The sequence below is a fragment of the Mucilaginibacter kameinonensis genome, assembly GCF_003675385.1.
Classification (GTDB): Bacteria; Bacteroidota; Bacteroidia; order Sphingobacteriales; family Sphingobacteriaceae; genus Mucilaginibacter; species Mucilaginibacter kameinonensis.
In genome coordinates, this window is sequence record NZ_RCWZ01000003.1 from 986,843 (window position 1) to 1,002,807 (window position 15,965).

Below are 15,965 nucleotides of genomic sequence, written 5' to 3' on the forward strand. Positions count from 1 at the left end.
AACTATCTCCATAATTCACTCTATACAAAATACTTACAAACAAAAGACTTTAACCGTTCCCTTTTTTGAAAAACAGATACGTCAAAGCCTGAAAATTTTCTTACTTTTGTATCCCGTACAGAAACAATTGGTCGCGGTATAAAAGCCCGGTCATTTTCAAAAAAAATCATGACTAAATATATTTTTGTTACGGGCGGTGTTACCTCATCGTTAGGAAAAGGTATAATCTCTGCTTCTTTAGCCAAACTACTTCAATCGCGCGGTTACCGCGTAACCATCCAAAAGTTCGATCCCTATATTAATATCGATCCGGGAACGCTTAACCCTTATGAACACGGCGAATGCTATGTTACCGAAGATGGTGCCGAAACCGATCTTGACCTTGGCCACTACGAGCGTTTCCTGAACACCCCTACTTCAAAAGCTAATAACATCACCACCGGTCGTATTTATCAAAATGTGATCAACAAAGAGCGTGAAGGTGCTTTTTTAGGCAAAACTGTACAGGTAGTACCACACATTACCGACGAAATTAAAAGAAACTTCCGCATCCTGGGCGAAAACGGCGAATTTGACATCGTGATCACCGAGCTTGGCGGTACCGTAGGTGATATCGAATCGCTGCCATATATTGAGGCTGTAAGGCAGTTCCGTTGGGAAATTGGCTCAAACAACTCATTGGTTATTCACCTTACCCTGGTACCTTTCCTTGCAGCTGCAGGCGAATTGAAAACCAAACCAACCCAGCACTCCGTAAAAATGCTATTGGAATACGGTATCCAGCCAGATGTATTGGTTTGCCGTACCGAGCATCACTTAACTAACGATATCCGTAAAAAAATAGCACAGTTCTGTAACGTAAATATCAACGCGGTTATTGAATCAATTGACGCGCCAAGTATTTATGATGTGCCTTTGTTAATGCTGAAAGAACAGCTTGACAAAACCGTATTGACCAAATTAAAGCTTCCGCACAAAAACGAGCCAAGCCTTGAAAATTGGAAAGATTTTCTTGGTCGCCTAAAAAACCCAACTGCAGATGTACGCATCGCCCTGGTTGGTAAATATGTGGAACTGCCTGATGCTTATAAATCAATTACCGAAGCATTTATCCATGCAGGTGCTAAACAGGAATGTAAAGTGCGGATTGAATATATCCCATCTGAACAGTTAACTCCTGAAAACGCTATTGAAAAACTGAAAGGCATGCATGGCGTATTGGTTGCCCCTGGCTTTGGCGAGCGCGGCTTTGAAGGCAAAATTCAGGCTATCCGTCACGTACGTGAAAACAATATTCCTTTCTTTGGGATCTGTTTAGGCATGCAATGTGCCGTAGTTGAATTTGGCCGTCACGTATTGGAACTTGAAGGAGCCAACAGCACCGAAATGAACCCCGACACCCCACATCCGGTTATCGGCATGATGGAAGATCAGAAAAACATTACCCTGAAAGGTGGCACTATGCGTTTGGGCGCTTATCCTTGCGATATCAAAAAAGGGACTAAAGCAGCTGCTATTTATGGTAAAAACCATATTTCGGAAAGGCACCGTCACCGTTACGAGTTTAATAATGACTATCTTAAGCAATATGAGGCTGCAGGCCTTACCCCATCCGGCATAAATCCTGACAATGGCCTGGTGGAGATTGTTGAGTTAAAAAATCACCCATTTTTTGTTGGTTCGCAATTTCACCCCGAATTAAAATCAACAGTTGCTAATCCGCACCCACTTTTTATTAACTTTGTCGCCGCTTCGCTGGCTTATGCCCGCAAAAAATAAGTAATTGTACGATAATTAGATAATGGATAAAAATACGTTTACAGGATTATTCCTGATCATGGCGATCATTGCCGGCTCGATATACTTTTTAAAGCCATCGGAAGCCGACCTTAAAAAAGAACGCGAGGTACAGCACCAGGATTCGCTGAAAAAAGCAGGCGCAGCCGCGACGGCAGCAGCTAAAAACACAGCTAAGTTTGATACTTCAAAAACAGCCCCGGTTGATTCGGCTTTATTAAAAATGCCTTTTGGCGCCGCTTCAGTTGGTAAGGAAGACTTTGTTACCATCGAGAACAAAGAGTTGCTTATCAAATTAAGTACTAAGGGTGGTAAAGTGTCTTCGGTTGAGTTAAAGAACTATAAAACCTTTAGCAAACAACCTTTGGTACTTTTCAGTGGCGACAATAACCAGTTTGGGTTAAAGTTTGCCGCCGGCGTTGCCAATATCAATACCAACAATTACTATTTTACGCCAAGCGCCAAGGCACTTACTGTTGCCGAAAAAGATTCGGGTTCGGTTACCATGCGTTTAAGCTACAGCCCAACCCAGTATATCGATTACGTATACAGCTTAAAAGGCGATGGTTTTAAACTTGGTTTAACTATTAAACCTACCGGCCTTGATGCCGTAATTGCAAACAGCAGTACCTACAACCTGAACTGGGCAGCCAGCCTGCACAAACAGGAAAAGGATATGAAGCAGGAGCGCCAGTACGCCAATGTTTATTACTACAATACCGATGGAGATGTCGAATATCTGAGCGAAACCAAAGATGATCAAAAAAGCATCAACGATAAGAAGATGGCTTGGGTTGCATTCAAGCAGCACTTCTTTTCAAATGTACTGATCGCTAAAAACAGTATTGCTAAAACAGACATTTCAGTTGCTACCGATGTTAATGATACAACTGACGTAAGACAAATGAAAGCCGACCTGTCGCTTACACGCGCGGCAGATGGTTCTGTACCGTTGGAGTTTTATTTTGGCCCTAATCGCTTTAATACGCTCAAAGACCAGGGCCATGACCTTGATAAGTTGGTTAACCTTGGTTGGGGCCCATTAAAATACATCAACCGTTTCGCGGTATTGCCTGTATTTAATTTCCTTAACAAGTTTAACTGGAACTACGGCTTGATCATCCTGGTATTAACCGTATTGTTGAAGCTGGTATTGTCACCGCTTACTTATAAATCATACCTATCGATGGCTAAAATGCGTGTACTGAAGCCTGAAATGGATGAGATCAAAACCAAAGTTGGTGAGGATAATCCTACATTACTACAACAGGAGTACCTGAAACTGTACAAAAAAGCAGGTGTTAACCCATTGGGTGGCTGTTTACCATTGGTGATCCAGATGCCGATAGTTATCGCGTTCTTCAAATTTTTCCCGAGCTTATTTGAGTTAAGGGGCGAAAGTTTCCTGTGGATGCATGACCTTTCAACTTATGATTCGGTTATCAAGTTTGCTCCTGTAGCTTTCCTTGGCGGTGTTAACCACGTTAGCTTAATGTGTTTGCTGATGACCATCTCAACGTTGATCTATACTTATTTCAACAACCAGATCTCGGGCGCTACAGGCCAGATGAAGTATATAGGCTATATTACTCCTCTTGTGTTCCTGTTTACGCTTAACAGCTACCCTGCAGGTTTGAACTACTACTACTTTTTGGCCAACATGTTCACCTTCTTACAACAATACCTGATCAAATTCATGGTTGATGATAAGAAGATCCATGCCCAGATCCAGGAAAACAAAAAGAAACCTGAAGACACTAAAAAGAAAAAATCAGGCTTCAGCGCAAAAATGGAAGAGATGATGCGTCAGCAACAACAAGTTCAGGCTAATAAGAATAAGAAGTCTTAAGTCTTTAGTCGGAAGTCTGCAAATCGGAATATTTTAAACCCACAGTTTTACAACTGTGGGTTTTTTATTGATCTTTATTTAGATACCCAGTTATTATCAACTATGACCATAATCTACAACGACTACATCATTGACATAATAAATGATGATAAATACATTCTCGGTTCAGCTGATAACTTATTTAATTATGAAAAAGTCTACTCTACGAGTTCCGATAATTTGTGGTACACACATAAACACGGATTAAGAATCAAAAAAAGCGGTTCAGAGAAGGGCAGCGCTATAATTTGTAGCGGAGGAGGGGCAACAACAATTCATCAGAATTCAGCTGTCATTAGAGATGATACTATTTTTATTTGTTGTGGTAATACTATATATTCACTTAACCTTCCGGAGTTAGATCTTAACTGGTATAAAGAAACTAATGCCGGAACCTGCTTTGGCATCCATCAATTTAATGATGACTTACTTATTCATGGAGAAATAGATATACTTCGAATATCAGATGATGGAGTTGTAAAATGGAGCTTTAGTGCGCGGGATATATTTGTCACTATTGATGGAACAAAATCATTTGAGATTTCAGGAATAGAAATTCATCTTCGGGATTTTGAAGGTTACAATTATATTTTAAACGAAAAAGGTGAAACAATCGAATAATTTTCCAGCACAAACACTAAAATAATTAGCAAAATTGTTTTACATTTGAAATAATGTATGCAATTGTCGATATCGAAACCACCGGAGGGCATGCCAGCGCAAATGGCATTACCGAGATAGCCATATGCATACATGACGGTAAAAAGGTAGTGAAGCGCTTTGAAACACTTGTTAACCCGCAGCGTGACATCCCTATTTACATTAGCGCCTTAACAGGTATTACCAATGAAATGGTAAAAGACGCCCCTCCTTTTGAGGATGTAGCGGCGGATATTTATCACCTCATTCATGGTAAGATCTTCGTTGCTCATAACGTCAATTTCGATTTTTCTTTTGTAAGGTATCACCTCGCTGCCGCGGGATACGATCTGCAAACCAATAAGCTGTGCACCGTAAGACTTGGCCGCAAGATAATACCGGGATTGCCTTCATACAGCCTGGGCAAATTATGTAAACACCTTGGTATCGATAACCAAAGCCGTCACCGCGCCATGGGCGATGCCGAGGCGACTGCTGAACTCTTTACCCTGCTGTTAAACAGTGATACGGATGGACATATCAAACAATCGCTTAAACTGGGCTCAAAAGATCAGGTATTGCCGCCTAACCTATCTAAAAAAGATATAGACCAGTTACCGTACACGCCGGGAGTATATTACTTTCACGATCAAAAAGGCAAAGTAATCTATGTAGGCAAGGCCAAAAATGTCAAGAAAAGGGTGAGCAGCCATTTTACCGGTAACAATCCCGGCCTTCAGCGGCAGGAGTTTTTGCGCAATATCCACCAGATCAGCTACCAGGTTTGTGGCACCGAACTGATTGCCTTTGTACTGGAAGCCATCGAGATCAAACGCCTCTGGCCAAAATATAACCGTTCGTTAAAGCGTTTTGAAAACGCCTTTTGTCTTTACGCCTTTGAAGATCAGCGGGGCTACATTCGCCTGGCGGTTGATAAATACCGTAAATACAGCGATCCGATATATACCTGTAATTCCCTGCTCGACGGATATAACCTGCTCAATAAATTAATAGAAGCTTTTGACCTGTGCCCGAAGCTTTGTTTTATTCAAAAAAACAATGAGCTATGCACCAGCCCTGCAGGAAGTTCCTGCGCATGTGAAGGTGTTGAAGCTGCTGATAGTTACAACAAAAAGGTTAACAATGCCATAGATCAGCTTAAGCAAGCCTTACCAACCTACGCCATCAGGGATGAAGGCCGCACAGGCGACGAGCATAGCTGTATCCTTGTAGAAAAAGGGCAGTTTTATGGCATGGGTTACATCTCTCATTATTTTGACGCGGATAATATACAGCAACTCAAAAGCCACCTCACACCCTACCCGGGGAATGATTACATCAAAAATATTGTAGCTACTTACGCCTCCAAGTATCCGGACAGGATGGTGGTGTTTGGGTAGACTATTCCCTGCAAATTCAAAGCTTTACATCGCGCGTCATTGCGAGGAACGGAGATGCGCTTACTCCAAAACAATACTTATAAATAAATAATTATCTATTAAGTTAAATAAACCTCACACAAAGATGCTTTCCATTGGTTAATCTTATATCATTTACCAATCAAAAACTTAAATAATGGATAGTATCAATCAACAACAGCCCGAGGATAATATGCAGGATCTTAACGGCCCAGAAGCTTTGGCCAAGATCAAAGAGATGGCAGAGAGCGCGAAAAGCTGCTTTTTTGTAAGTAATATTAAAACCGGTGTGCCTGCTTCTGTGCGACCGATGTCGGCACAGAAAATTGACGATGCGGGTAATTTCTGGTTCCTGAGCGCCAACGACAGTCATAAAAACGATGAATTAGCTAAAGACCCATTTGTGCACCTGCTTTTCCAGGGTTCGGCTTATTCTGATTTTCTGAACCTTTACGGATTTGCTACCATCACCGAAGACAAAGAAAAGATCAAAGAATTATGGGAGCCAACTTTAAAAGTCTGGTTTACTGAGGGTATTGACGATCCGCGTATCAGCATCATCAAAGTTGAACCATCTGAGGGTTATTACTGGGACAATAAACATGGCAATGCCGTAGCTTTTGTTAAACGCCTTGCCGGGGCTGCAATTGGCAAAACTATTGATGACTCCGTTGAGGGAAAGCTAACTGTCTGAAATCAGATAGTCTGAACGTGAATTTGTCGAATTAAGGAATTAAAAGAATTTGAAAAGGCCTGAGATCATTAACTCAGGCCTTTTCAAGTTTATAAGTTAGCTATCAAAAAGCTCCCCCTTTAGGGGGCTGGGGGGCCAAATATTTATCAAACCATTCTATATATCGTTGCAACCTGTCAACCTGGTAGCTGGGCACCGTGATACCATGATACTGGCCGGGGTAAAGTACCAACTGTGTTGGTATGCCTTGCGATCTCAGCGCTTCATACATCTGTTCGCCTCCTCCCGTTGGTACGTTAAAATCCTTTAAACCCGACATGAATTGCGTTGGTGTTTTTATTTTATCGGCATAAAAAAACGGGTATGATAGTTTAATGTATTTATCGGCGTTTTTCCATGGCGCGCCCAATTCGTTATCATACTGCATTATCCACTGATCCGAGCCGTAGATGGATAACTGCAAAGCACTCCCCGCCCCGCTTGACGCAGCTTTAAAGCGCGGATCGGTTGCTATGGTATAATCGGTAAGGATACCTCCGTAACTCCAGCCGCCAATTCCAAGGCGGTCTTTATCGGCTATTCCAAGCTTAACCAATTCATCTACAGCGCCAAGTAAGTCTTTCACTTCTTTGTTTCCCCAATCGGCATAAATGGCTTTAGTATATTCGATGCCCCTGCCGGTACTTCCCCTATAGTTTACCGCAGCTACGGCATAACCGGCACAAGCCAGTGTTTGCCTGATCTCGTCAAACTCAAACTCATCCTGATCAGTAGGGCCACCGTGAATATAAAGGATGAAAGGCATCTTTTTAGTTACCGCGCTATCCGGCGTATACAAAATGCCGGATACCAACGTGCCGTCACTACTAAAGGACTGGAAACCTTTCACATAGGCCAGCTTAACTTCGCTTAGCCATTTTTCCTGGTGAAATGTTAAGCGGCGGATCTTACCGTTTTCAATCGCCACCAGTTCGTTGGGCATATAAGGCGTGGTCATACGTCCTATCCATACCCCTAACGAATGGCCTGTAATATCAGAGAAACTGCATTCGTTACCTTTGTAAACCGGTACTGATTTACGGAACAGCAAATTGTATCTGTTGATATAGCGGATCCTGTCGCTACTTACCACGTATTCCAAATCTTTACTGTCCTTGCTCCAGGCAATGTTGCTTACTGGCCTGTCCAGCTGATCGGTTAGCGGGCGGTTGTTTTTACCGTCGGCATCCATCAGGTATAAAACATCGTGCTGATAAATAAAATAATCGGCATCGCTTGTGGACCGGAGATACGCAATATGCTTACCATCCGGGCTCCACAAAGGACTAATATCGTGGCCGGTAAAAGTAGTTAGCTGCTTACCTTCCGCGCCGGGTTTAGGCTCAATGGTAAAAATATCGGTATTTTCATTCCTGTCGGGATCAAGCGTATGATTACTCACGTAAGCTATAGTTTTTCCGTCGGGACTCCACTGCGGCGAGCTATCGTCCATATCGCCATTGGTTAGTGTATCTATCTTTTTTGTATTGATATCATACACGTATAAATGTGAATGCCGGTTTTGCAGATAGCCGTCAATATCCTGTTTAAAATGATAACGATCTATCCGGATAGGCGGCGCAGTTTTGGGCGCTTCCTTGCCTTTATTTTCCGGATCTTTGATGATCAGCGCCAGCCTTTTACTATCCGGCGCCCAGGCATATTCTTCAATCTCACCTTTAATATCAGTGAGTTTATGTCCCTCGCCTCCACGCCTGTCCATCAGCCAAACCTGGCCACCATTTTTTGAATCTTTTTCGGACAGGTAAGAGATAGATTTACCATCCGGTGTCCATTTTGGGGTAGACGCAGGTTCATCACCATATGTAAGCTGGATAGATTGCTTGCCATCAAAACTCTGCATCCACAGGTGCGATACACGTTTATCCTTAGCCGTATCAACTTCAGATAATTCATAAACCAACCATTTGCCATCGGGCGATAATTGCGGCGCCATAAGCGTTGGCTGCTTATACAGATCGTTAGGTTTGAGGGGCTTTTTAACAGTTTGGGCAAATACCGGTTTGAAAACCAACCCTCCTAAAATCAACAGAACATATTTCATAAACACGATGCAAAATCCTTAGTGTAAACCTTATTTCTTCAGATACTTATTATACCAATCTACATAACGCTGCAGCCTGTCAACCTGGTAACTTGGCTTGGTAAGGCCGTGAAACTGGTTAGGATACAGTATTAATTCGGTTGGAATGCCTTGAGTACGCAAAGCTTCATACATCTGCTCGCTACCGATTGTTGGCACATTAAAATCCCGCAGACCTGACATAAACATTACCGGTGTTTTTATTTTATCGGCATGGAAAAACGGATACGAGATCTGGATCCACTTATCTGCATTTTTCCATGGCACACCTATTTCATTTTCATATTGTAACACATACTGGTCGCTCCCGTAGACTGAAAGTTGCAGGGCACTGCCCGCACCGCTTGCCGCGGCTTTAAAGCGGGTGTCAGACGCGATGGTATAATCAGTCAGGATACCGCCATAACTCCAACCTCCAATACCCAATTTATCGGGATTGGCAATGCTCAACTTTTCCAGTTCGTCAACCGCCCCGAGCAAATCTTTAACTTCCTTGCTACCCCAATCGGCATAAATAGCTTTACAATAATCAAGACCACGGCCGTTACTGCCCCGGTAATTTACAGCAGCTACGGCGTATCCCGCCGCAGCCAGTGTTTGCCGGGTAGCATCAAAACCAAACTCGTCCTGCCCTACCGGGCCGCCATGAATGAAGAGGATCAACGGATATTTCTTGTTAGGAACGCTGTCGGGTGTTAAAACAATACCCGATACCTTTGTACCATCGGAACTTGTTGATTCAAAGCCTTTGGCATAAGCCAGTTGTACAGTATTTAACCAGGCATCATGATGAAATGTAAGCCGGCGCAGCTTTTTATCCTCCAAAGCAAATAGCTCCGCGGGCGTGTAGGGATCGGTCTTTTGCACTATCCAATTACCCGAAAGATTGGTAGCGATATCATTAAAAACATAATCGCCTTTATTTATGGTAGTGATTTTACCGCTGTTAATGTTAATATTGGCCAGGTAGCGGGTACGATCATCGGTTACAATAAATACGATGTTTTTACTGTCTTTAGTCCAGGTTTGCGCCGCAGCCGGGCGATCAAGCTGCAGCGTAAGCGGCTTATTATTTTGGCCAACAACGTCCATGATACACACTACGCTTTGATCATACATCATATAATCAGCATCACTGGTTGAACGCAGGTAGGAAATGTATCTCCCATCAGGGCTCCATTGCGGATTGCCGTCCCTACCCTTCCAGGTGGTAAGTTGTAACATACTTGCTCCGGGCCGGGCATCAATGGTAAAAATATCAGTGTTTTGATTTTTATCCGGATCGGCACTGCGGTTACTTACAAAAGCGATGGTCTTGCTATCAGGCGACCATACCGGCGAACTCTCGTCTTTATTGCCGCTGGTAAGCGTATCCAGCTTTTTTGTAGCAACATCAATTAAATACAGGTGACTGTGCAAATTTTGAAGGTATCCAACTATATCCTGCTTAAAATGATAGCGATCTATGACGATAGGCTTAGGCGTTTTAGGTTCCTCCTTACCTTTATTTTCAGGGTCGCCAATCACCATTACCAAACGTTTACCATCCGGGCTCCAGGCATAATCGCTTAGGTCGCCTTTAATATTGGTTAGCTTGGCGCCCTCACCGCCACGGCGGTCAATCAGCCAAAGCTGCGAACCTGTTTTTGAATCGCGCGAGGAAAGAAATGACAAATATTTGCCATCCGGGCTCCAACGTGGCGATGACGCCGCTTCGTCGCCATGTGTTAGCTGGATGGACTCCTTACCATCAAAACTTTGCATCCATAAATGAGATACCCTCCGATCTTTCGCCGTATCCACATCCGAAACACTATAGGCCACCCATTTGCCATCGGGCGATAATTGCGGATCGCTAACCGTGGGAATACGATAAACATCAGCAGGCTTTAAAGGCTTTTTTTGTTGGGCGGATGTGCTGAAAGCAACTGAAAGCGTGATAATTGCAAGTAAGGCTCGCTTCATAAATGATGTATTTTATGGAGCCCGTAATTTAGCAAAAGAACCTCGATTTTAGGGTTAAACGAATTGCCATGCTTTTGTTATAAAATTTTGGCATATTTTAGAAGTATTTGCAATTCTGAAAGGAATTGCGTTTTCGAAAGATCCTCCACTATCTCCCAGGATGACAAAGCTTTTTTAATAAATAATTAATCCCCTATCCAAACTCATCGATATTTCCATTTTGAGTTTTCAATTTTTTAATTAACTTTGAAATGCAAAGTACTTTTAAATATTAGAATTATGAAAGTAAAATTGATCCTGCCTGCCTTAACCGAAGCCGAAAGCCCTTTCTGGCGCTCGATAAAATATTCACTTTTCCCACCGCTGGGATTGGCTACACTTGCCGCCTACCTCTCTCCCGATGACGAAATTGACCTGCAGGACCAGCACGTGGAAAAACTCAAGCTTAATGATCATCCTCATTTGGTGATTATACAGGTGTATATCACCAACGCCTACCGGGCCTATAAAATAGCCGATCATTACCGGGCAAAAGGGTCATATGTGATTTTGGGAGGATTGCATGTTACCTCTTTACCGTTGGAAGCCGCGCCACATGCCGATAGCATATTTATAGGCCCGGGTGAGGATACATTTCCTAAATTTTTGGTCGATTTTAAGAATGGTTGCCCGCAAAAAATATATCGGTCTACCATCCGAACCCTTGAACGGGTGCCACCAATTCGCCGCGACCTTATCAAAAGGCATTTATATTTGGTGCCCAATTCAATAGTAGTAACACGTGGCTGCCCGCACCATTGCAGCTTTTGTTATAAAGATGCCTTTTTTGAGGGCGGTCGTACTTTTTATACACAGGAAGTTGATGATGCCCTTGCCGAAATTGACCGCCTGCCCGGCAGGCATCTCTACTTTTTAGATGATCATTTGCTCGGCAACACTAAGTTTGCTTCGGCACTTTTTAGTGGGATGAAGGGCATGAACCGCGTTTTTCAGGGAGCAGCAACCGTCGATTCCATATTACGCGGGAACCTAATTGAACAAGCCGCCGAGGCCGGGCTACGCAGCTTATTTGTTGGTTTTGAAACATTTTCGCCCCAAAACCTTAAACAAAGCAATAAAAAGCAGAACCTTGAAAAAGACTATATCAAAGCGGTTAACCGCCTGCATAGTCTCGGAATTATGATAAACGGCAGCTTTGTTTTCGGATTAGATGATGACGATAAAGATGTGTTTAAACGTACGGTAGATTGGGGCGTAAAGCATTCCATCACAACATCAACCTATCACGTGCTTACCCCATACCCCGGCACTGAACTATTTAACAGTATGGAACGCCAGGGCCGGATCCTCACAAAAAACTGGGATTTATATGATACCCGGAAGGTTGTGTATCAAACTATAGGTTTAACCGCCCAAGAACTTGAGGATGGCTACTGGTGGGCGTACAAGGAATTTTATAAATGGAATAGTATTTTCAAAGCCAGCATGCAGCATGAATCGCACCTGCATAAGCTGAAACATTTCTTTTACGCCGGCGGATGGAAGAAATTTGAACCAGTATGGAACTTTTTGATCAAAACTAAAAGCCTGAATAATACACTCCCGGCGCTGGAAACGGTGTTAATTAAGATAAATTTGGGGAAACGAACGGGTAATGCTATTCCTGATATGGCCGATTTGCCTGTTCGACCTTTGCACGTTCAAGCGTCCACGCTTGAATGATTTTTGGTGTAAGCGTCCACGCTTACGAAAAAGAATTAGGAGGATAAAGTAAGCGTGGATGCTTACCTTCATTATAGTTCAAGCGTGGACGCTTGAACCTGCGTATGTAATTGTGACTTTTAATAAATAATTTCTAATGGACTTTCAGGATTAGCACTACTATACCAATATTCATGCGCTGAACCGACAAATCCCGCACGAACAGGATTATCGTGGATATAATCTATCTTTTGTTGAATAACATCATTTGAATACAACAAAACAGGATAATTCCCATTTTGCCAAAACTGGTGGTTTTTATTTAGAGGATTTTGTTTACCAGACAATTCAAATGCATTAAGCAGCCATACGCGGCGACTTTCGGAAGGATTATTAGAAATTAGCTTGATTATCTCTTTTGATGTGTAGGTTTTAAAATCACGCAAAACGTCACTTAATGAACCTTCATCAACGTTTGCTACCATATGCAAATGATTAGTCATCAAAACATAAGCATAAATATTTAGTCGTTTATTTTGCTGACAATACTTAAGATTTTGGATAATGAAGTCGCTGTAAATACGGCGCGTAAATACATCAACCCAATCTATAACTGTTAAAGTAACAAAATAGAGTTCATCTGTTGATGCTGTACGACGCATTCGTTTTTATGATTTAGGTTCACATTCGCACGTTCAAGCGTCTACGCTTGAATGATTTTTAAGGTAAGCGTCCACGCTTACTATTTTAAATAGTTGTTTTTCGTAAGCGTGGACGCTTACTTTTTATATGGTTCAAGCGCGGACGCTTGAACCTGCCTCCTTATGGTTATATCACCCCTGCCTTTTCTAACTCAACCTGCATTTGCTGCTGCAGACTAAGCGCTTCGGCGCGGGCAGCATCGGCAAAATCTTCACCATTGCTTGCATATAGAATAGATCGGGATGAGTTTACCAAAAGGCCGCAATCTTTAGTAATACCGTATTTACAAACCTCTGCCAGGCTGCCGCCCTGCGCTCCTACGCCTGGTACCAATAAAAAGTTATCGGGAGCATATGCGCGGATATTGGTAAACTCGGTACTTTTTGTAGCCCCAACTACATACATGATCCTATCGGCTCCGGCCCAGGTATTGGCTTTTTTAATTACGTTTTCGTATAAATATCCATCGCCGGTTTCCAGGTATTGAAAATCTTTACTACCTACCGATGAAGTAAGTGCCAGGATAATTACCCATTTGCCCTCATAGGCCAGGTATGGCGTAACACTATCATTACCCATATAAGGTGTAATGGTGATAGCATCAAAGCTCATTCCGCCCGATTGCTCGTCGAAAAACGCTTTGGCATATTTATCAGACGTGTTACCGATGTCGCCACGCTTGGCGTCAATGATGCTTAGACAATCTTTCGGGAGGTATTTATAAGTATCTATTAATGCCTGTAAGCCTTTTATGCCATACGCTTCGTAAAAAGCGGCGTTGGGCTTATAGGCCACACACAAATCCTGTGTAGCATCAATAATGCGTTTGTTAAATTCAAGTATAGGATCGGGATATGATCTTAAAAATTCAGGGATCTTATTTATATCCGGATCAAGCCCTACACATAAAAATGATTTCTTTTTTTTGATCTGTTCAATTAACTCCTGGCGAGACATCATCAGCTGCTAAATAATATTTTAATTGTCAAAAAAACTAAAAATTTGGCTTATGTGTTCTGATATAGGTGATATTTATTTAATTAATTTGAAATTAAAGAATAATTGTTTACACTTGCATCGTTTTCCATTGAATTTTTCTTGCACTAAAGAAACTATTTAAATCACCACGCTTTTTATTATCACTTTCACATAATACTTGCATGGGTTTGGATGTTTTACTAAAACAAGGTTTCAAGATCAATTTCTTTCAATTATAGCCTCATATGTTTCAACATGTGGTCAAGCTTTAACACTTGCATAGAAATTTTTGCCGTTTGAAAACAAATTACAATTAAAAAATCCCATTGAACTATAATTCATATCATGTCTGATAAAATTGAATTGAACGACAAACTCGTTTCTGAGTTGCGCGAAATTGCCAGAAATTTAGGTATTGCTGAGGCCGACGAACTACGTAAAGCTCAGCTTATTGCACGTATTATTGAACAACAACAACTTATTGAAGCCGCCAGGGCACAGCAAAATCTTGTTGAATCCAACTATACCCCTAACCCTTCTCCTGATGAAGCCGCGGCCGAAACAGCAGAAAAACCCCGTAAAAGGGCACGCGTTATAAAAACCAAAGAGCAAGCAAAACCACGTGTTGAAGTTCCGTTGTTAGATGATGCTACTCTTTTTGACACACAGGATGATGAGCCGGTAGCAGATGAATCAGAAAATGAAATACCGGTAGCAGCAGCCACCGAAACAGAAGCTCCGCAACCGGGTGAAGCACCGGCAAAAGCCGAAGAAGTTGTTCCCGAAGCCCGTCCGCAAAAGTTTGAACGCAGGATTAACAGCAATAATCAAAACCAGCAAAAAGCGCAGGAGCCACCGATCAATCTCGACTTTGATAATGTAATTGTAAACGAAGGTGTTTTAGAAATTATGCCTGATGGTTATGGTTTCCTTCGTTCATCTGATTATAACTACCTCACTTCTCCCGACGATATTTACGTATCGCAATCACAGATAAAATTATTTGGTCTTAAAACAGGAGATACCGTTCGCGGAAGCATCCGTCCGCCAAAAGAAGGTGAAAAATACTTCCCGTTGGTACGTGTTGAAGCCATTAACGGCCGTATCCCGGCAGAAGTGCGTGACCGTGTTCCGTTTGATCACTTAACACCATTGTTCCCGTCAGAAAAGCTGAGCCTGTTCACCGATCCGAACAATTACTCAACCCGCATCATGGACCTTTTTTCACCTATTGGTAAAGGTCAGCGTGGTTTGATTGTGGCGCAGCCAAAAACAGGTAAAACCATGTTATTAAAGGATGTGGCCAATGCAATCGCCAAAAATCATCCGGAAGTATACCTTATTATATTACTGATAGACGAACGCCCGGAAGAGGTTACCGATATGGCCCGCAGCGTACGTGCCGAAGTTGTTTCATCAACCTTTGATGAGCCTGCTGAGCGTCACGTAAAAATTGCCAACATTGTGCTTGAAAAAGCAAAACGTATGGTGGAGTGTGGTCACGACGTAGTAATTCTGCTTGATTCTATCACCCGTTTAGCCCGTGCTTATAATACTGTTGCCCCTGCATCAGGTAAAATATTATCAGGTGGTGTTGATGCCAACGCATTGCACAAGCCAAAACGTTTCTTTGGTGCTGCCCGTAATATTGAGGATGGTGGTTCATTAACTATCATCGCTACCGCACTTACCGAAACAGGCTCAAAAATGGACGAGGTTATTTTTGAGGAGTTTAAAGGTACCGGTAATATGGAGTTACAGCTTGACCGTAAATTATCAAACAAACGTATCTTCCCGGCTATCGATATTACTGCTTCAAGTACCCGCCGCGACGACTTACTGCTTGACCGTGAAACACTTCAACGTGTTTGGATCCTTCGCAACCACCTTGCCGATATGAATTCGCAGGAATCAATGGAGTTTTTACAGGCTCAAATTAGGGGCACAAAAACTAACGAAGAATTTCTGATTTCGATGAATTCGTAATATTTTAGCGATAATGAAGTTATAAGTAAAGTAGAATATTATTTGTAACTTCAT

General features: G+C 42.4%; 11 protein-coding genes. 7 read left to right on the forward strand and 4 right to left on the reverse strand.

Features of this window, described 5'->3' with window-relative positions; genetic code table 11:
• The first annotated feature begins 168 nt into the window (after positions 1-168).
• The 5 genes from EAH55_RS17255 (at position 169) to EAH55_RS17275 (ending at position 6,436) form a co-directional block, all read left to right on the forward strand.
• Positions 169-1,779 carry a CTP synthase gene (locus EAH55_RS17255; protein ID WP_121810725.1) on the forward strand — a complete coding sequence of 537 codons (1,611 nt, stop codon included), beginning with the start codon at positions 169-171 and terminating at the stop codon, positions 1,777-1,779.
• A gap of 22 nt (positions 1,780-1,801) precedes the next feature.
• Positions 1,802-3,646 (forward strand): membrane protein insertase YidC, encoded by a 1,845-nt coding sequence (gene yidC, locus EAH55_RS17260; RefSeq protein ID WP_121810726.1) that lies wholly within the window; start codon positions 1,802-1,804, stop codon positions 3,644-3,646.
• A gap of 102 nt (positions 3,647-3,748) precedes the next feature.
• Positions 3,749-4,306: a hypothetical protein gene (locus EAH55_RS17265; RefSeq protein ID WP_121810727.1), complete on the forward strand. Its 558-nt coding sequence runs from the start codon at positions 3,749-3,751 to the stop codon at positions 4,304-4,306.
• 53 nt (positions 4,307-4,359) lie between these two features.
• Positions 4,360-5,724: an exonuclease domain-containing protein gene (locus EAH55_RS17270; protein WP_121810728.1), complete on the forward strand. Its 1,365-nt coding sequence runs from the start codon at positions 4,360-4,362 to the stop codon at positions 5,722-5,724.
• Positions 5,725-5,899: 175 nt separating this feature from the next.
• Positions 5,900-6,436, forward strand: a complete 537-nt coding sequence (locus tag EAH55_RS17275) for a pyridoxamine 5'-phosphate oxidase family protein (RefSeq protein WP_112574066.1) — start codon at positions 5,900-5,902, stop codon at positions 6,434-6,436.
• A 103-nt stretch (positions 6,437-6,539) separates the two neighbouring features.
• On the opposite strand, the gene EAH55_RS17280 is transcribed toward EAH55_RS17275, so the two are convergent.
• Both EAH55_RS17280 and EAH55_RS17285 read right to left on the reverse strand, forming a co-directional pair.
• The gene (locus EAH55_RS17280) at positions 6,540-8,540 is read right to left on the reverse strand and encodes an alpha/beta hydrolase family protein (RefSeq protein WP_121810729.1); all 2,001 of its coding nucleotides are present in this window, start codon (positions 8,538-8,540) and stop codon (positions 6,540-6,542) included.
• 30 nt (positions 8,541-8,570) lie between these two features.
• Positions 8,571-10,544 carry an alpha/beta hydrolase family protein gene (locus tag EAH55_RS17285; RefSeq protein ID WP_121810730.1) on the reverse strand — a complete coding sequence of 658 codons (1,974 nt, stop codon included), beginning with the start codon at positions 10,542-10,544 and terminating at the stop codon, positions 8,571-8,573.
• 279 nt (positions 10,545-10,823) lie between these two features.
• On the opposite strand from EAH55_RS17285, the gene EAH55_RS17290 reads away from it, so the two are divergent.
• Positions 10,824-12,266 carry a B12-binding domain-containing radical SAM protein gene (locus tag EAH55_RS17290; RefSeq protein ID WP_121810731.1) on the forward strand — a complete coding sequence of 481 codons (1,443 nt, stop codon included), beginning with the start codon at positions 10,824-10,826 and terminating at the stop codon, positions 12,264-12,266.
• Between the two features lie 119 nt (positions 12,267-12,385).
• Here EAH55_RS17290 and EAH55_RS17295 read toward each other — a convergent pair whose 3' ends face one another.
• On the reverse strand, positions 12,386-12,907 hold the full coding sequence (locus EAH55_RS17295) for an REP-associated tyrosine transposase (protein ID WP_121810732.1): 522 nt from the start codon (positions 12,905-12,907) through the stop codon (positions 12,386-12,388).
• Positions 12,908-13,073: 166 nt separating this feature from the next.
• On the reverse strand, positions 13,074-13,904 hold the full coding sequence (pyrF, locus tag EAH55_RS17300) for an orotidine-5'-phosphate decarboxylase (protein WP_121810733.1): 831 nt from the start codon (positions 13,902-13,904) through the stop codon (positions 13,074-13,076).
• 366 nt (positions 13,905-14,270) lie between these two features.
• On the opposite strand from pyrF, the gene rho reads away from it, so the two are divergent.
• The gene (gene rho, locus EAH55_RS17305) at positions 14,271-15,911 is read left to right on the forward strand and encodes a transcription termination factor Rho (RefSeq protein ID WP_121810734.1); all 1,641 of its coding nucleotides are present in this window, start codon (positions 14,271-14,273) and stop codon (positions 15,909-15,911) included.
• The last annotated feature ends 54 nt before the right edge of the window (positions 15,912-15,965 follow it).